The organism is Paraburkholderia sp. UCT70 (assembly GCF_050434085.1).
Lineage (GTDB): Bacteria > Pseudomonadota > Gammaproteobacteria > Burkholderiales > Burkholderiaceae > Paraburkholderia > Paraburkholderia tuberum.
Map to the genome: position 1 here is coordinate 4201406 of NZ_JBNPVZ010000004.1, position 17512 is coordinate 4218917.

The 17512-nt window shown below is 59.5% G+C and carries 13 protein-coding genes, 1 pseudogene and 1 other annotated feature; of the genes and pseudogenes, 4 read left to right on the forward strand and 10 right to left on the reverse strand.

The window, feature by feature from the left end; all coding sequences use genetic code 11:
* Positions 1–318: 318 nt before the first annotated feature.
* A complete protein-coding gene (gene istB / locus OKW41_RS45130) occupies positions 319–1107 on the reverse strand; it encodes an IS21-like element helper ATPase IstB (RefSeq protein ID WP_429571136.1) in 789 nt (262 codons plus the stop codon).
* 5 nt (positions 1108–1112) lie between these two features.
* Positions 1113–2636, reverse strand: a complete 1524-nt coding sequence (istA, locus tag OKW41_RS45135; RefSeq protein WP_312893031.1) for an IS21 family transposase — start codon at positions 2634–2636, stop codon at positions 1113–1115.
* 1228 nt (positions 2637–3864) lie between these two features.
* Here istA and OKW41_RS45140 point away from each other — a divergent pair.
* A protein-coding gene (locus OKW41_RS45140) for an IS3 family transposase (protein WP_429571231.1) occupies positions 3865–5096 on the forward strand; the annotation gives its coding sequence in 2 pieces (ribosomal slippage) (positions 3865–4153 and positions 4153–5096; 1233 coding nt in all).
* Positions 4143–4259, forward strand: a sequence feature (AL1L pseudoknot). Its footprint overlaps the gene before it by 117 nt.
* A gap of 310 nt (positions 5097–5406) precedes the next feature.
* Positions 5407–5739: an antibiotic biosynthesis monooxygenase gene (locus tag OKW41_RS45145; protein ID WP_429576404.1), complete on the forward strand. Its 333-nt coding sequence runs from the start codon at positions 5407–5409 to the stop codon at positions 5737–5739.
* A gap of 431 nt (positions 5740–6170) precedes the next feature.
* Here the strand turns inward: OKW41_RS45145 and OKW41_RS45150 are convergent, their stop codons facing one another.
* From OKW41_RS45150 to phaP, 4 genes are all read right to left on the reverse strand, one after another.
* On the reverse strand, positions 6171–6401 hold the full coding sequence (locus OKW41_RS45150; RefSeq protein ID WP_429576405.1) for a tetratricopeptide repeat protein: 231 nt from the start codon (positions 6399–6401) through the stop codon (positions 6171–6173).
* 171 nt (positions 6402–6572) lie between these two features.
* Entirely contained in the window at positions 6573–6845 is a 273-nt protein-coding gene (locus OKW41_RS45155) for a DUF1488 family protein (RefSeq protein ID WP_429576406.1), read from the reverse strand.
* A gap of 342 nt (positions 6846–7187) precedes the next feature.
* Positions 7188–7457: a hypothetical protein gene (locus tag OKW41_RS45160; RefSeq protein ID WP_429576407.1), complete on the reverse strand. Its 270-nt coding sequence runs from the start codon at positions 7455–7457 to the stop codon at positions 7188–7190.
* 702 nt (positions 7458–8159) lie between these two features.
* Positions 8160–8735: a TIGR01841 family phasin gene (gene phaP, locus OKW41_RS45165; protein ID WP_429452503.1), complete on the reverse strand. Its 576-nt coding sequence runs from the start codon at positions 8733–8735 to the stop codon at positions 8160–8162.
* 960 nt (positions 8736–9695) lie between these two features.
* On the opposite strand from phaP, the pseudogene OKW41_RS45170 reads away from it, so the two are divergent.
* Positions 9696–10682: pseudogene (locus OKW41_RS45170) on the forward strand (error-prone DNA polymerase); the annotation flags it as partial.
* A gap of 1085 nt (positions 10683–11767) precedes the next feature.
* Here OKW41_RS45170 and OKW41_RS45175 read toward each other — a convergent pair.
* The gene (locus OKW41_RS45175; protein WP_429572283.1) at positions 11768–13276 is read right to left on the reverse strand and encodes an integrase catalytic domain-containing protein; all 1509 of its coding nucleotides are present in this window, start codon (positions 13274–13276) and stop codon (positions 11768–11770) included.
* Positions 13277–13597: 321 nt separating this feature from the next.
* On the opposite strand from OKW41_RS45175, the gene OKW41_RS45180 reads away from it, so the two are divergent.
* Positions 13598–13783, forward strand: a complete 186-nt coding sequence (locus OKW41_RS45180; RefSeq protein WP_429452501.1) for a hypothetical protein — start codon at positions 13598–13600, stop codon at positions 13781–13783.
* Positions 13784–13818: 35 nt separating this feature from the next.
* Here the strand turns inward: OKW41_RS45180 and OKW41_RS45185 are convergent, their stop codons facing one another.
* From OKW41_RS45185 to OKW41_RS45195, 3 genes are all read right to left on the reverse strand, one after another.
* Positions 13819–14412 (reverse strand): hypothetical protein, encoded by a 594-nt coding sequence (locus tag OKW41_RS45185; RefSeq protein WP_429576408.1) that lies wholly within the window; start codon positions 14410–14412, stop codon positions 13819–13821.
* A gap of 930 nt (positions 14413–15342) precedes the next feature.
* Complete coding sequence (locus tag OKW41_RS45190; RefSeq protein ID WP_429452497.1) at positions 15343–15615, reverse strand: hypothetical protein; 273 nt, start codon at positions 15613–15615, stop codon at positions 15343–15345.
* A 626-nt stretch (positions 15616–16241) separates the two neighbouring features.
* Positions 16242–17237 (reverse strand): dienelactone hydrolase family protein, encoded by a 996-nt coding sequence (locus OKW41_RS45195; protein ID WP_429452495.1) that lies wholly within the window; start codon positions 17235–17237, stop codon positions 16242–16244.
* Positions 17238–17512 lie beyond the last annotated feature (275 nt).

The following is a 17512-nucleotide window of genomic DNA, read 5'->3' on the forward strand; positions in this document are numbered from 1 at the left end:
TCCTCCACCCACGCGCAACTTGTCCTCCACCCACGTTTTACTTGTCCTTCACACACGGGAAATGGGTATCCACTTCTGAGAACTCTGGTGTGGGCACGGTGTTCTCGCGGTCGAACGCGCCGGTAATCATATAATCTTTAATCTGTGTAATTCGCTATCCTTGAGCGACGTGTCTCTCGTTATTCGCACTTGACAGCCTTCCTGCCAAGCTCTCGTGTGCTTGCTTCAAATGCTGTCACGGATCGGCGTAATCGAGCCGGTGATGATCGGCATAATGAGGCCACCAGAAGTGGCCCCGAAACGCGATTTCGAAGGGACTCAAGAATGCGGTTTTTTGCCAGATTTTGCAACGGCGTTTTCGCTGTTTTCAGGCATTGGTTTGGGCTTGCGGAAGCTGTCGCCTTCGATCACCACGCGATAGGCGCCGTGGCGTAGCCGGTCAAGCGTGGCGGCGCCGAGGATACGGTTGTCGGGGAACGCGTCGCCCCATTCGCTGAAGTCGAGATTTGAAGTCAAGACTGACGCCGCGCGCTCGTACCTGGCGGCAATCAGATCGTGGAAGTCTTCGTCGTGGGGCGGATGCAGGGGTTTGAGCGCGAAGTCATCGACGATCAGCAGCGGCACGCGCACGAACTGCTGGAACTTGCGTTCGTACAGGCCGGTAGCGCGCGCGGCGTGCAACTTCTTGAGCAGGTCAGTCTGCGTGATGAACAGCACGTCGCGCCCCTGGCGGGCCGCGCAGTGGCCCAGGGCCTGAGCCAGATGCGACTTGCCGACGCCCGTTTGGCCGACCATCAGAATGCAGACCTTCTCGTCGATGTAGCGGCCCGTGGCCAGATCGTGAATGTGCGCCCGATTGAGCTTGGGCAGCAGGTCAAAGTTGAAGCTCTCGAGCGTCTTGCCCAGCGCGAAGCCGGCGCGGGCGAGCCGCGCGCCGAGTTTCTTCTGGTCGCGCCGCGCAACCTCGTCGTGCAACAGCATGGCGAGGAATTCGGTGTAGGCAAGCTGCCCGTCGATGGCCTGCCGGTTGCGCTGTTCGAGCGAGTCGAGGATGCCCGAGAGGCGCAGTTGCTTGAGGATGGAATTCAGTTCTGGACTCGGATTCATGATGTTCAATGCAGCAGGATAGATTGGAGGTCGCGGCCGAAGCGGCCGCCGTTCAGATAGGTGTCGGCGGGTGCCGGCGTTTGCGCCGGGGCCGCCGCAGGCTGGCTGTCCAGCCCCTTGTCGAGAATGGTCTTGATGGTGCGGTACTTCGGGCTGGCGAACGTGAGCGCGCGTTCGCAGGCGGCATTCAGTCGTGCATCGCCGTACTTCTCGCGCATACGCACGATGCCCTGCGCGCCGCGCAGGTTCACGAGCACCGTATCGTTGAACAGCGCGAGAATCACCGCGTGGCAGGCTGGCCCGATCTCCTTTGCCCGGGCCAGACACCACTGCGGGTCGTGCTCAAGCCAGGCCTGTGCTTCAGGTGGCTGGTGGTCCCGTACCGTCGAGCGATCGCCGGGCTTGCGCTTGCGCACGTGTGTTGCGACGAGTTCATGCCGGTGGAACACCTGCACCACTGTGTCGGTCGCCTTCAGCCACAATTGCTTGCCCACCAGCGTGAACGGCACGGAGTACAACACCTTCCTGTAGACGACGTGTCCGTCCGTATGCACCTTGACCTCGCTCCACACGGCGAGCACCGGCGGCACATCGGGCAGCGGCGTGAGCAGCGGGCGCTCGATCGTAAATCGCGTCAATGGCTGTTCACGTGTCGTGCCGTGATCGCGCACACCGGCCTGCTGCATCACCCAGTCGCGCAACTGCCGGTTGGCATCGGCGAGATCGCGGAACTCGCGCAGCGGCACGAAGGATCGTTTGACGTATTTGACGCCCGATTCAACGATTCCCTTTTTTTGCGGGTCACGTGGCGGACATGCGTCGATCCGGAAACCGTATGCTTCGGCAGCCGAAGCATACGAGCGCTGCACCTCGGGATCGTACGTGCAGGCCTTGATGATCGCGCACTTCGCGTTGTCGATGATGACGCGGCCTGGACAACCACCGAACCATTCGAACGCACGCCGGTGGCAGGCCAGCCATGTCTCGACCGTCTGGTCCAGTACGATCTCGGCGTACTGATGCCGCGACCAGCACAGGGTCATGACGAAGAACCACGTCTTGAGCGGGATGCCGGACTCGTGCGTGAGCGCTGGCCCCGAGCCGAAGTCCACCTGCACGGCGTCAGCTGGCGCCCACTCAAGAATCGTCGTTGCGGTGACGCCGCGCTCGGCCTTCAAGTGCAGCAGGAAGCGGCGCACTGCCGAATAGCTGCCGGTGTAACCGTGGTTGCGTTGCAGCGCACTGAAGATCGTAGTGCCTTGTACGTCGGCGTCGAACCAGCCGCGCAACAGATCGCGAAACGGCTCGAGTGTGGAGATGCGGCTACGCGGCACCTTCGGGTCACGGCCGAAGATGCCCGCGAGCTCGGCATCGTCTGGCAAGGGCCTGCCCGGGTCGAGCCAGCCGTGGGTGAGCGCGACCTGCCGTACGGTCTTCAGCTTGCTGCGCCCCATCAGGCGCGCGCCGGCAATGTCGCGGTCGGAATCGCCCTGACGCATACGCGCCAGAACCTGTCGATACTCAAACACTTCGAACCTCCTGTTACTCATCGGCCCTCCGGGCAAAGAATCCGAAGGTACCGGGTTACGGAAATTCGAAATGCGTTTCGGGCTGCAGCCCGACATAACAACGAGCCGGTCAAGTGGCCCGATTACGCCGATCCTGAGGTGGCTCCTATACGCCGATCATCGAGTGGCTCCAATACGCCGATCCTGCACTGGCTCGATTACGGCGATCATCTGGTGGCTCGATTACGCCGATCCCGAAATGGCCTCATTACGCCGATCCGTGACAAATGCTGTTCACTTAGCGCGCGGAGTTTTGGCAACCAGGACGAACGATTAGCGCACGCGAGTTACCTCTGCCACCGAACGCGGCCGCCTGCAAACTCCCACGAGTCGCGGCCACACGACTAGAAGTCGCCGGTGCTTCAATGCGCTCCTTTGGCTGCCTGTGCACAGCTTCGAGAAAAGTCTGGAGCAATGCCGATTGCGCCATGGTTCGCGTTCCTCTTTCCGACAACCCCTTGCGGAACTTCGACGAAGTTGCAAACACGCTTACCTTGTCGTTGTCCTAGGCGTTTGCTTCCGGTGATACGAGAGGAGATGTTGCATGGATTCGAGGCTCTCTCGCGGTTAGCAGACTTGCAGATTCAATCCAGTTTACCCTGTTCGGCCAGTTCCACCAAAGTGTCGACAACATGCCGCACCCTGGGGTCGTAGATGAGCCACCTTCGGCCAGACGGCGTGCACGTCTATCTGGCTCAGTAACGGTCTAAGGTCGCGAAGCGTTTCTCGCGATGTGGGGCTAGAAAACAAGGGGCCACCCGAAGGTGGCCCGAAAACTTAGGCTATTGACTACCGTTTTCATACTGCCGACTGCTACTTCGTCTTACTTTGCGTCGCGTTCGTTTGCCTACCGTCGACGCCTTCCCCGAGCGTGTGATTTTTAGCGTTCTCCTTCTCAGGCGCGCCGCCGCTTTCCGCGGTCTGGACGCCGGTCACGAAGCCGCGACCAAGCGTCATGCCACTTCCTGAAAATGCGCTCTTTGCGGCCTGGCAACTGGCTCGCTTTAGTGCGTCATTTGAACCAGTTATCGGCAAACGGCGACGCAACTTTAGCCGTTCGAGCGTCTGCTCGGACCGACAGCTTCAGCTCGGGTGCGGTAGGCCCTTCACGCTCGCCGTAGCTCCGGTGAACAGGATAGTGAACCGCCCCGGATTTGGTGGAGGCTCCAACTCTTGAGAGAATGGAGCCATGAACAAGTCGAACAAATTTTCTGCTGAAGTCCGGGAACGTGCAGTGCGCATGGTGCAAGAGCATCGGGGCGAGTATCCGTCACAGTGGGCGGCGATCGAATCCATCGCCCCCAAGATCGGCTGCACGAGCCAGACATTGCTGGGGTGGGTCAAACGAGATGAAGTCGATAGCGGCGAGCGCGAGGGCGTGAGCACGTCGGAACGCGAACGTCTTAAGGCACTGGAGCGCGAAGTCAAGGAACTGCGCCGCGCCAACGAGATTCTGAAACTGGCGAGTGCGTTTTTCGCCCAGGCGGAGCTCGACCGCCGCCTGAAGTCCTGAAGGCCTTCATCGATCAGCATCGAGACACCTTCGGGGTCGAGCCGATCTGCAAGGTCTTGCGGATTGCCCCGTCGGGCTACCGGCGCCATGCTGCGCAGCTTCGCGATCCGTCGCGCCGCTGCGCACGTGCGATACGCGATGAACGCCTGCGGCCTGAGATCCAGCGTGTCTGGCAAGCCAACATGCGTGTCTACGGAGCGGATAAAGTCTGGAAGCAGATGAACCGGGAGCGCATTGCGGTGGCTCGCTGTACGGTCGAACGGCTGATGAAGCAACTGGGTTTGCGTGGCGTAACGCGAGGCAAACGTGTTCGCACGACCATTGCCGATGCGGCGGCCGCTCGCCCGCTGGATCGGGTCAACCGGCAGTTCAGGGCGGACCGGCCAAACGAGCTCTGGGTTTCTGATTTCACCTATGTCTCGACGTGGCAGGGCTGGCTCTACGTGGCCTTCGTGATCGACGTGTTCGCCCGACGGATTGTCGGCTGGCGCGTCAGTTCGTCGATGACTACAGACTTCGTTCTGGATGCACTTGAACAGGCACTTTATGCGCGGCGCCCAGGCGGAGATGGAACGTTGATACATCACTCCGACAGAGGCTCGCAATACGTCAGCATTCGCTATAGCGAGCGACTGGCCGAAGCGGGCATCGAGCCCTCGGTTGGTAGCCGTGGCGACAGTTACGACAACGCACTGGCCGAGACAATCAACGGTTTGTACAAGGCCGAACTGATTCATCGCCGCACCTGGAAAACACGCGAGTCCGTCGAGTTGGCAACGCTGGAATGGGTGGCCTGGTTCAATCATCATCGATTGATGGAACCCATCGGCTACATCCCGCCGGCTGAAGCTGAGGCAAACTACTATCGGCAACTTGAAACATCGGTCGCCGAACCCGCATTAACTTAAACCAACCAGCCTCCACGATTCCCGGGCGGTTCACTTGGTGAAGTTGAGCCCCGCCTTATCCTGAGCGAGGCCTTCAGACACGTTCCAAAGCATCATGAGATGCCCCTCGGAGCCAGCGTCGCCCGTCAGCCGTTCGCCTCAGGGCGCTAACTTCGCCACCCTGTCCGGTATCTCAAGGCTATCCCACAGTACCGGTTGTCCCGCGACCGCTGTCGTTGATGTCCGACCAGTCGCGCGGCTGCACCGCGGAGCAGGCAGCAGTATGTATACGGCGATACAGGGATGATGTTTTCGCATCCGAAGAACGCGCTTGAAAATCTGGCCGCGAGCAAGAGAGCTTTGCCAACAAAAAAATTTGGGACGTTTCAAGCTCGTTCCCTCGACCAAGGTCCTATTCGTGGCGCACCTCGCAGAGCTCATGAAGACTATGGCGGAAGAGCCAACTTTCGTGAGCGCCGTGCTCAGCGAAGACGCTGCGGCCGAAGACGAACTGGTTTTGTTCGAGGTATGGAACGGCTCCTCAGAAGAATGGCTCAGCGAGCAGCCTCAGAAACCGTACCGAGCAGTCTATGACGATGCAACAAAGGACTTTGTTGCCGAGAAGGATGTTCGATTTCTGTCGCCCGTTGTGCTTCAAAATTAGCCTCATCGTGGTGGTGCGCCAATGTCGCGTAGGTCGGAAAAGTTGTCGTTGACCGCAAGGAGACCAGCGGACAGATGCGACATGTCAATGCGGCGTCAGGCCCGCTCTATGTGTCCCCTGACGTTAGCCCACGCAATCGACGGCGGAGCGCCTTTCCCCGCACTAACCGTGGCTATCGACCCACGCGCGACACCACGAAAGGCCTGCTGATTCTGCCTCTTCATCAGTATCGAATGCGCCAAGCACCCCGGATACCTCTACGACCTTGGTGTCGCGGTCTTGCACAGAGGGGGAAGGGCCATCAGGAACTCCAGCTTAATGGGTGTGAACAATCGATGGTAATGCGGCTGCGGCATTCCATCAGGGCGAGTGCGGGAAAATGCTAATGTCTAGCGACTGCCGCCTCACAAAGCTGACTCGTGAGATTGCCGTCAGGGTGAGGTGAGGTCTGTTTTCTCGAGCAGCGCATCGAAGGCTTCCCGCGCGTCCTTCAGTTCCTGCATGGCCGCCGCGAATCGGGCCAATCCCAAAGTCGTTGGTTGCTTATGTGGGTCTCCTGCGTAGTGCGCTTCCAACCGTACTGACGCGGCTTGTACTTCTCGCGCGGCGGTCACCACGCGCTCGAGGGCGCGTGCCTCCGCCGAGACCTTTTTCGCTTTCATCGTCGTTGTTTCCTGGGGACCGGGTGCGACCACCGTCCGGACGCTTCGGTTGGCGTTTGGCGTTGCTTCCCTGAGGCTGCCTGCATTGGAAGCACGCAATGCGCCGACTCTAAAAGATGCGTCGGATTTAATCGGTGCGAGGCGTCACAGACGGTCGCCGCTGGAGCCGCGTTATCGGTCCGCAAAGTCTGCTGCCGACAATACTATCGGGGCGCCGGTCTGCTTGAGCATTCTTCTTTCGACGGCTGCCGTTATGCGCTGGTGTCCGTCGGCAAATGCTTTCAATGTGCGCGCCTCGTTAGCACCGGCCGGCAACCAGAAATGCCGTTCGAGCGCGTCGCGGCTGATTGAGCATTGCACCGACTGGTTGCGAAAAGATGCAACGAAAGCAACCAACCTTCCGTCTGAAGAAACGCCGGGTTCCGCGGTGAGGGTGTCGTCCATAGTTGTATAGAGTCCTTATTGACCGAACGCAGGGTTGCCGCCGAAAGCACCCGCCGGCTTACCCGGTCAATAGTAAACCAGACGGCCCCCGGGGTTGACCGCTGTCGAGCCCTATCGTTAAGCGGAAGCGTCGCCGCAGCCCATAGAGTAACGGGGCGCAGTGCAGTCGGGATGGTTCACAGCGGCGCCTGTCCCGACCCGATAGCCCGCGACTTTCTTCCCTTGTAGTGGCTTTTTTTTTCAACCAACTCGCGACTTCTATGGCGTGGTGCAATAGAAACTCCGAAGTGGCTATCGATGAGGGGAGTTCCGCCTGGATGTGCGAGCCCTCTGCCGGTTGGCCTAACCAATCGACTGTTCCGAACTGGAGACGGATATTTCAGGCTGGAATGCATCGATGCTTTCCAGCAGTCTCTGCAGTCGTTGTTGCTGGTTCGGTGTAAGTCCCTGCGTCGCAAGTGCCTGAAGCACGCGCCCGCGCCAGTAAGTTCTGGTGAATAGAGACTGCGCTCCTTCCGCGCCCAGGACCTGCTCGAGATGGCCAATCGCAGGGGCGATATTACGGAACGTGTAGGGACTTATGCCCGTCGGGTCTCTGTCAGTGAAGGTCATTGCGTGCGCTCTGATTTACCTGCTTCTGCTTTGCGGCATATGTCCGGAAAAAAAGTTTCGCCCAACTTTACTGGTATGAAAAATATAACAATATGGGTCAGGACTTGAAATCAACCAATGCAACAAACAGGCTGCTGCGACGACCCAATCACACGGCGCTAGCGCCAGCACATACTCCTGGCCCGCGGGTCCCGGGCGGGAACACCTGCCATGTGCCGTCATCGTGCCGGAAGAAAAAAAGCGCAACCGAACCTTCCGGTCGCTGTACCTCAACGCGTGCGAAACGTCCGCGGCTAGAGCCTGTGCGACTGAATCGGGTTACCCGAATCGGCGTCGCCGCAGCTGGCGTCAGCCATTTTTCAACCAGCGAACGCAGGGACCTTTCTGCCGTGTTCATCCGCTCCTCCTTCAGCTTCGTTACCGTCGGCTCGGCGTTGCCCTGTGGCACTCGCCTCGATGTGCCTCCGGGCTCGAAGAAAGTGGTCACTTCGCGTGATGGATGCCGGACGAAATCAAACGAAGCTACGGCAGGCGACCTGCGCAACGGCGCTTGAAAATTTCTGGCGCAGGAGACGAGTTCCGCGACCGCGTGCGAGGCGCACCGGGCGCCTCGCACCGCCACAGGCGGCCACCCCGCAAGCAACGCGGGCGGGGTGTGCTCGCCTGAACGATTTGACAGTAGTGCGCTACGACAAAACGCTATTACTTCTCACTGGTTTCGACCGGTGCTGCAAGCTGTCGAGTCCGCTTGACCGAGGTCGAAGCCGCCGCGCTGATATTGCTCTCCGCAGTCTCTACCGCCTGCTTTGCGGCCTTCCTCGCAGCTTCGTACGTCGTGTTCGCCGTCTCGCTTGCCGTGGTGATGAAGGTCTTCCACGCAGCCACGGCGTTTTCGCTTCCCGCCGGCGCGCTCTTCGCGACGCTGTCGACAAATGCCTGTGCATCGTGCTGGAACTGCCTGATTTGTGCTTCGGCGACGGCGGCGAATTCGGCTTGAGTGCTGGAGATAATTTCGTAAACGTGGCGACAGTATGACTGTGCTTTTTCTATGGCGGGTTGAGCCTGGCCTGCCTGTTGTGCGAAAAACTCCTGCGGCGCTCCGGCCGAAAACGCCTTGACCAGGTTTTCCTGATTTTCGGCGAGGCTTGATTTGACTGCTTGCATGTTCAATTCGACCAGCTTTTCGACGGCGCCAAATGATTTCGTCAGGATGCCGAATGTTGTGGCAACACCAGCTTTCTGCGCCGCGACGATTTGTTCCGGGGGAATACTGCTCATCGTTAACTCCATGGAGGTGAGGTGACCAACGTCAAAAAGTCAGATGAATGAAATCGCAAGCTATGAGTCATGAAATGGCTTGTGCGCTGCAGCAATAGTCATTCTATGAAGGAGCGGGCGGATGTCAACTACAGATTCGGCGGCAGCGCCGGGCGGCGTGTAAGAACGCGGGCAAACGCCCCGTCGGTATTGGTGGCGAGCGAATACCAAGGGAATACCCGCGGAACATCTGATTCCTCAGGATGCTATTGAGAAGCTTTTACCCAGATTTGTGCGGCGCCACAAGAACCACACGGTCCATTTGACGCTGAGAGCCGGTCCTGGGCGCGAGCAGGTTACCGGATAACGTAAAGCGCAGTCTTGATGACAAAATATTTTCTGTTTGACAGGGCATACTGGCGAAGGAATAGTTGAGCGGCAACTCGGTCGGCTTCGAGCGCGACATCGAGGGCATGCTCAAGGCCGTGCGTGCGGAATACAACATCAATACCGAAGTGAAAGACATCGGCAACCCGTTTGGGGACTAACCGCGAAAGACATCGATTCCTTGTTCGTTTTTGATGGCATGCGCACTAATGGTGCGCTTACCTCAATGGTCTACCTTGCGACGCCCGTCGCAGATATTCCTCGCTTTGAAACGTATGCTTTCTACGAGCCCCGACCGGCCGCATGTCTGCTCGCAATACGGGCAACCGACGATGGAAATTTGGATTCAACCCTGCGCCCAGTGCGCTGACCTTTACGGGAAGGCGGCGGCCGAGCTCCGCAGCAGAACCTCACGCTCACCGGCTCCGGGGCAGTGGAGAATGTGCTGCTGCCGTCCTTGCTGAGGAGATGCACCCGTCCCTTTGGCGGGCGTCGCAGCTTGCGCGCAGTCGCGGACGGGTTGTCGAGACTGGGTATCCGGCGCTGTCGACAGAGTTGCCGGGCGGCGGCTGGCCCGTCGGAGCGCTGGTGGACCCGCACACATTTTACGATTTGGTCATCGAGGTCGCCATCGTTCGGCCCGGTCCAATTCAGGGCGGCGCTGTTCATCCTTATCTTCAGCGACGGCAAGATTTCGAGCCTGTGACCTATCCGAGCGATGCGCTAAAGACTGCGCTTGGCCGCACGCTCGGCGTGCCGATTTTCCAGGAGCAGGTGATGCAAGTGGCTATCCTTGCGGCGGGCTTCACCGCTGGCGAAGCAGACCGGTTGCGAAGAGCAATGGCAGCGTGGAAACGGAAGGGTGGACTGGAAAATTACTATGACCGCATCATCAACGGGATGCTCGAGCGCGGCTACGACCAGATTTTCGCAGAGGGCATCTTCGAGCAGATTAAGGGCTTCGGCGAGTACGGCTTCCCGGAAAGCCACGCGGCGAGCTTCGCGTTGCTCGTCTACGCGAGCGCCTGGCTGAAGTGCCATGAACCGGCGGCGTTTCTCACTCCGATGCTGAACTCGCAGCCGATGGGCTTCTACTCTCCGTCGCAGCTAGTTCAGGACGCGCAACGGCACGGTGTGCGTGTGACGCCGGTGGACGTCACGATAAGCGGGTGGGATTCCGTGCTGGAGCACCCGAATGGACAGCCGATGCCGGTCGTGCGTCTAGGGCTGTCGTTACTGCGCGGCATGCGCGACGGCGCGGCAGAACGCATTGAAAATGCGCGTGCAGTCAGGCAGTTTTCTAGTGGCAGCGACCTTGCTCGCCGTGCGCAGCTGGACCGTCACGACCTTCAGGTGCTGGCGGCGGCGAACGCATTCTCCTCGCTCGCGGGCAACCGCCGCGAGGCGTTGTGGCAACCCGCGGCGGCCGTGCCGGACAAGGACATTCTCGCGGGTGCGCGCGTCGACGACTTGACGCCGGAGCTTGGCGCGTCATCGGAAGTCGACGACATGGTCAGCGACTACCAGTCGACGGGACTGAGTCGCCTCGCAGTTGAGGACGCCGGCGGGTTCGACAGCTGACTGGTGCGCATCTTATAGCTCTCGGTCAGGCAGGCTTTATCCTGGCAGACGTTACGAGAATGCGCGAGCCACTCGCGTTGCGCAGCGCGCGCTGTCGGCGACGTCGCGCCCAATGCACTGCGATAGAGCGTGTACATCTTGCGGTCCATTCCCGACAGTTCAGGGTCCTGACAGATAAGCCGCTCCTGAGCCGTGGCGGCCCTTGTGCAATCAAAACTGGGACCTTGGGCTGGCAAGGCGGGAGCGGTTCTCCATTCGAGGGGTGGGTTACAAAGTCTCAGAACCCGGCAGGAAACGTCCTTTCCGACCCAAGCCATTTTGGTTGGTCCGTAGTCGTAGGTGAACAGGTCGACCTGCGCGTAGTCCAGTCCATGCGCCATGGCGTTTCGTCCTATCGCTTCGTTACAGATGTCGGACCTGATGGGCTTACCAGTGGCCTTGTTCTAGCACGAGTGGAATGAGCAGGCCCGTGCCCATCACGTCACGGCGTGCCCCTGATGCAAACAGGATTGAAGCACACGCCGATGCGCATTGCGCATAAGACAATGGCAAGCCTGTTTCGCAGGAAGGCTGTCCGCCACCCAAAAAAAAGCCCGCCTGAATTGGCGGGCTAAACCCATGCCTGGGGAGGACATGGAGGAGACTCGGATAAACATAAACCGTGCTGACGAGGCGCATCCCACGAACTAAATCTACAGGCAGTCTGTACTTCGTGCCATCGCACAAAGGTATAGCGGTCCTCACCTACGAGTTTTGGAAGTCATACAAAGGTTTAATGGAGCCGCGGCAAGACGTGGCAATCCAGCCCCCGGGTGAAAGGAGCTTGGAGGCATGCGAATGACCAAGTAACGCCGAATATATCCGCGCACCGGAAACGGCTGTAAGGCCCCTGCGTACTGTGCTGCGTACCGGGTCGGCGCGAACCTGCCTTTTTGGGCGGCGACAATGACTACGTCCGGTCGTGTTGCCTCACGAAGGAATGTTACCCGACGGATTGTTGTCGTTTCGCTTTCTTTCTTCTCTTCTTTCGTGGTTTGCCGGGCGCGGAGCGCCCGGCCCCCGGCGACTTTCAACTTCTCCGCAACTCACACTGCGGCTGGCGCACCAGCGGACTTTCGCAGGCCGCCCAGAATCAGTTCTTTTACGCGCTCTGCTCGCCACGCCTTGACCCGGCGCTGCAGCGTTCTTAGTTGTGCCTGACTTGCGTACGCCTCTGGAAACATTGCGGCCAACCGATCCATCAATACGTTGGCCGGCACCGAGGGCTCTGCAATCAGCCATCCTTCGATTAGCGGCCACGCGTCGGCGAACGGATCCACCCGACTTCTCCACCAGTGCTTTGCCTTGGGTTGCTTTCGGTGCGTTGGACGTGCCTCACCTTCCTTCCATGCCGAAGAAAGGCTGGCGAGGAAGACGGCAACATCTGATTCGCCAGCCGGCGCTGCTTCAGCACGCACGCCGTGGGCTGCGAAGTCGCTCAATGTCTGCTGAGCCGTTCGCATCTCCTGCAGCAGCCGCACAGGATCCAGACCATTGAACCGCGCCTTCAGTTTCTCTTTGATAGCGGGTTCGACGCTGTCGTGTGCCAGAAGCCGATCGCACGGCGTCGCTGGTGCTAAATAGACCTTGCGTACGCGCGCGCCGTCACGCGTCTTGGACTTCAGCTTGAACGAAGGCTGGAAGAAGTTAATGTATAGCCGCGATGATGCGTACAGCTGCGCCAGCGCGTTCCTGGCATCGACACCGCTCAGCCGGCCATAACCCACCAGCCGCCGCACGACGGCGCCGTTCTTCTGCTCCACCCAGGCCTGATCGTTCTTCTTGTAGGCCCTCGAGCGCGTCTGCACAAGACCGCGACCCTTGCAGTAGTCGAGGACGCTCTGATTCATGAACGCACTGTCATTATCCGAGTCCACTCCAAGCATCGCGAATGGCAGATCGGCAGCCGCTTTCTCAAATCCTTCAATCACCAGCATCTGGTTACGTACTCGCATGGCCACACACTCTGTCCAGCCGGTGGCGATATCAGTCAGCGTCAGGGTGTGGACGAACTCGCCGTCGCTCTTCGAGCCGCCGCAGTGTTCGACCATATCGATCTCGAAGAAGCCCGGTGGCGGATCGCGCCAGTCGGCGAAAGTACGCACCGGAATGCTGCGCCGGATGGCCGAGCCCACACCCGTGCGCCGTTTGCGCTGCCCATCGATGTGCGCACGCGCATTGGCCAGCATGCGATCGATGGTCGCCGCGCTGACCTGAAGGAGTTTGGCCTTGACGACCGGATCCAGGTCGAGATGGTCGTGCCGCTCCATGGCATCAACCAGCTTCGGGATCAGCGCCTTCAGTCGCTTGCCGCAAACCCGGTCGGCTGCTTCCCACAATACCGTCAGCGCCTGGCGTACCGCCTCGTCGTACAGCCGGTTGCGCTCGCCCGTCCCCTTGGCTGCGCCGGGCTCTTCCCGCAACAGCCGAATGGCGTGTTTGCGGTGATACCCGGTCAGAGCCACGAACTCATCGAGAATCCTGATCCGGTCACCGAACGTCGCGCTGCCATACCGCAATTGCAATGCTGCCACCAACTCCTTGCGTGTCGTCATGCTGATTTGCCTCGTCACCTCGTGCCGCTCCCGCCGGACAATCCGACGGGTAGCAAACTACGTGAGGCAACAGGTCAGCGCGAGTTGCAATTCTGATGAGTCAATGCGCCGGCCAAGATGTTTGTCGGTAAACCGGACTTCCTGCTTGACGCTATCCACTTTTGCTGTGGACTTTTTTCGCCGGTCCAGTTGACTGCTGTAACTGCCGAAAATCACATCCTTCACTGTGGCGAGCCTCGCGGCTCGCGCGCTCGAAGGGGCGCGTCGTCGTTACCGAGCATCCGGCGCGGCCTGCTGCTGCCCACGCCCGGCATAGGCTAGTTGCACCTGCTGCGCCTGCTGCGCCCTGCCCTTGCCGCCGTGAGCACCCGCCCAGTTGTGCTTCTGAAGCCTCCGCACCTGCCGAGCGCGCACGGCCTTGCCTACATGGGGCTGCCTGTCGACAAGGTTCTCCAGGTGACGCCGAAATCGACCACCGATGTCCTCTGGTCAGCCGACGACGCTTGACGCATCAGTCCGCCCCGCGCTTTGAGGCCGCGCGACTATTTCCCTTTCACCGTCAGGCAGAATGCACCCACACACGGGTCGCTCGGAGCCGCCAGCAACGATTTCCCTGTTGCCGAGTCAATCACCTCGTTCGTCACAATGATTTGGGCTGTCGCTGCATCGTCCGCCAGATTCGTCGACATGGATTTGACAACTGGCCGGTACGCTGTAGCTACGCCTGCGCCAAGCGGGTTCTCGAGGTCAACAAACGTCACCTGCCCTTTCTTCAGGGAAGCCGTTTTCTGCAAAGGTGCGCCGTCGGGGTCCGTCAGCGTCTGGCCATTCGGGTCGACGAAGCTAAGCTCTACCTGGGCAGTGCCGTTTCCAGCGCTTTCTACAGGGCTCTGGACTGTGAGCCTTGCTGTTTGACCGGCTGTCTGTAAACGTAGCCCGAAAATCGGGCCAGGCGGATAGATAGGGCTCGGCGGCAAGAGTGAAACTGACGGCAAGATGGGGCCTGGTGGAAAGAAGACTGTGGTGCTTCCCGTTTGCGAATCAGCAATGTCCGCCGTGGTCGCCAGTGAGCATGAAGCCGTGAGCGGATGAACCACGGGACGGACCAGGACCCGCGTTGCGAAGTTGGTGGTCACGGGCAACGTAATCGAGGCGCTCGCCCCGGGTGCGAGCGTGGGCGTCGACTGTGCAGGATGGTCGGCATTGCCGCCCGGCAGGGCCTGGCCATTGGCGTCCGCAAAATACAGCTGGACACGGCAAGGGTTTGGAGGACACCTGTCCTGTTGCCAGATTGAATACGGTGAGCCGGGCGGTTTGCCCCGTAATTACGCCCAATGTGCCAAATTCAAAGGCAGCCGCTGGCAAAGAAACTGCAAGTGCGACGCCTAGCAGTACAAGATGTGCAGAAACACGTTTCATTGTGACTCTCCTCTCAGGTCAATACTCGAAGCCTATGGATGCAGTACGAGTTGAGTGCGCCAGGGCGCAACACATGAATCCGCGAAAATTAATTCGCTGCCGAGATGCCGTTGAGGTGCACGCCAGTAAAAACTCCGCATTAGGCGAACCGGGACAAATAGACGAGCAAATACGAAAGAGCGCAAAAGAAGATGCGCGCCCGTCACGTTGCAGCGGACTTTTGGGATGAACGTATTGCGCCACTATGTTGTTTTTTGGCTCGTGCGGGCAGATGGGCACAGAGGGTTGCACAGAAGTCTGCGCATGGCGACCTTTGGGTCAGCAGCCACATAAAGATGACGGCGATGGGGTTTGTTATAGCCAGGCGTCTCGATGAATGCAAGACAGGAAGCGGCCCGGCGCTGGCCGCCGTTGCACAATTCGGATTACGTTTTTTTATTGATGTGAGCGTGTAACTGCTTATGCAGGGCCTCTGCGTCACGAACGCCCTCGAGATGCTCTGGGAGTTCTATGTGGTGAAGCTTTTCCCAGGAAAAGAATGTAACTCCACTTCGAACTCTGTCATTCCACTCCAACGTTGGGCGGTGGCGACTATTTCACCTTTGTCGTCCGTAATAACGTAATTTTCATTGCAGCCTCCTACGCGTTTAGACAAGCCCGCCGCCAGTCAAAGTAAATGAAACGGCTCTTCTTTCCAGATTGTGGAAATCTGCCCGGTAGTGAAGAGTTCCGTCGTCCCATCTGCTTGCCGCCTGCCGGTCAGCCATGACGGTGCCCGCTCCAAAAACCAGGTGTGCGGCAAGGAACTGGGCCCCGCTGTCCGCCCCACTCGATAGATTGATGCTGATGGAGGTGTCCGCCGGAATATCAGTCCCACCGGCTGGTCCTAAAGTAATAAAGCCAAGATTGTCGAAGGCCATGATTCTGCTCCTGTTCAAGTGCCTAACCGGCTCCGCCTTCCGGCGAGAAGCCGCTCTCCTTCCAAGGTTCAGTCACTGAAGGCAACCTGGCGAATCAGGCGATTGCGCCGCCCTGCCATCAGTGAAACGACGCCTGGGAAACACTGACGTGGAGTGGACCCCCGGTTTGCCGGCCTCCCGTTGTAGAACGGATTGGTGACTGGAATTCTGAACGCGGCCTCGAATCGCCAGATGTGACGGGCGCCAGTGTGCCGGCCTTCCCGTTCAACGCTGTCTAACGACCGTCGGCATCGAATGCAAGCACAGTTTGAACGAGCTCGGGCTCACAGCCTTGAGAGAGCTCCAGCGCCGGCTCGATGTGAAGCGCACCAGGTCAACTGGCGACGTAACGTTCGATGAGTTCGACGAGTTGATAGCTTTCTGCCGGAGCACACTCGCCTCTGACTCACGCACTGCAACGCTTTGCGGACTTGGTGCACAATGTGGCCAATTGATGGCCATATCGAGCGTAGAAGACCTCGCGAGCCATTCAAGCCTCGAACTGCTTGGCTCGTTGCTGGCAGATAGCCTCGGGCTCAAGCGGCAACTCGCACGTCGGCGCTCCGGCCATCGCGTGGGTCAAAAAGCTATGGCGAGCGCGTTGGCTTGAGCGTCATCGCGACAAATTCGGCCATGTCCTTCCTGACTTGCGTCGCTGCTGCCTCGTTGTATGCCAGGGTCGTGCCGCGTTCAACGCAGGGGTCGCTGTATGAAAACGGCTGCTTGGTTTTGGCATTAACGAACTGCCCGTGGTCTCCTTCCTCCACTTGACAGTTTCGGGTCGTCAGCGCTTGTGGCAGCACTCGCGGCGGATTGTACGCTCGAGCGTCGAATGTATGTCCAGCCCCCTGGTACTCGATAAGCTGAACGTCTTTACCCTTGGCTTTCAGCCTGTCAACGTAGGCCCGGCATGCCACAATCGAGGTGTAGTTATCGGCAGTCCCCATAAACACACGCACTGGCTGCGCAGTGAGGTCGTCATCGTCGCGGTACCGAAAGTTACAGCTCGGATAGAAAGCAACGTAGGCTGCGAAATGGGCCTCTGACGCAGCTGCATGCACGCGCTGAAACCGCATGAGACTCGCGTAAAGCGTACTGTGGCCGCCTCTGGAGAAACCCATCAGCATCACACGTGTTGGGTCGATTCTCGGATGTTTTACCAACAGCGCTAGCGCGCGGTAGGCATCCTCCGTTTGCGCCAGTTGGCCGAGCCGCGAAGGGTCGTCGTTCGTGTTGGCGATACCGCGACTCGTGAAGCTGTCGACGACGAAAGTCGCGACGCCCATCGCAAGGAAATCCCGCTCCCAATCGAGGACAAGGCCGCAGGCGCCGCACGCCCCATGCAGCAGAACGACGAGCGGGAATCGCTCGTTGCCCGCTCGCGGCAGGCGCAGTTCGCCGGCGATGGTCACCGGCTTGCCGTCCTCACGGCCTGTCAAGAATTCCTGGTCGGTCAGTGTCAGCGACTCAAAGGGGATGACTTCCATGCGCGCAGCCTGTGCGTGTACGGTGTCCGGCAGCGTAGCGATGAGTAGGCAGAACGCATTGAAGACAGCGCGCCAAAAACCTGTGCGTGGAAGCATGACCTCCTCCTTTTTAAGCACGTGTTGGTTGGCGACCCAGTGGCAGCAGCATAGTCCGCTACTGGCAACTACCAAGGCCTGCAAGCAGCCAGGCCAATCTTGGCCATGCGGCGCTGCGCGGCACCGCCCGATGACGTTACGACCCGAGTGGTACTCGCGGTTGGCAAGCCCTACGAACCCATCGTGATGAGAAATGTCACATCTTTCGGGATAGTCACCGCCTTGTGGCGCAGCACCCTTCGGGATACTGAGCGTGCCGTCATAATGAATCGTGG

What these genes read in the sequence shown, in the direction of transcription:
- istB (WP_429571136.1), bottom strand. Translation starts at nt 1,107, where the DNA reads ATGAATCCGAGTCCAGAACTGAATTCCATCCTCAAGCAACTGCGCCTC.
- OKW41_RS45150 (WP_429576405.1), bottom strand. Translation starts at nt 6,401, where the DNA reads ATGAAAGCGAAAAAGGTCTCGGCGGAGGCACGCGCCCTCGAGCGCGTG.
- OKW41_RS45155 (WP_429576406.1), bottom strand. Translation starts at nt 6,845, where the DNA reads ATGGACGACACCCTCACCGCGGAACCCGGCGTTTCTTCAGACGGAAGG.
- OKW41_RS45160 (WP_429576407.1), bottom strand. Translation starts at nt 7,457, where the DNA reads ATGACCTTCACTGACAGAGACCCGACGGGCATAAGTCCCTACACGTTC.
- phaP (WP_429452503.1), bottom strand. Translation starts at nt 8,735, where the DNA reads ATGAGCAGTATTCCCCCGGAACAAATCGTCGCGGCGCAGAAAGCTGGT.
- OKW41_RS45175 (WP_429572283.1), bottom strand. Translation starts at nt 13,276, where the DNA reads ATGACGACACGCAAGGAGTTGGTGGCAGCATTGCAATTGCGGTATGGC.
- OKW41_RS45190 (WP_429452497.1), bottom strand. Translation starts at nt 15,615, where the DNA reads ATGGCCTTCGACAATCTTGGCTTTATTACTTTAGGACCAGCCGGTGGG.
- OKW41_RS45195 (WP_429452495.1), bottom strand. Translation starts at nt 17,237, where the DNA reads ATGCTTCCACGCACAGGTTTTTGGCGCGCTGTCTTCAATGCGTTCTGC.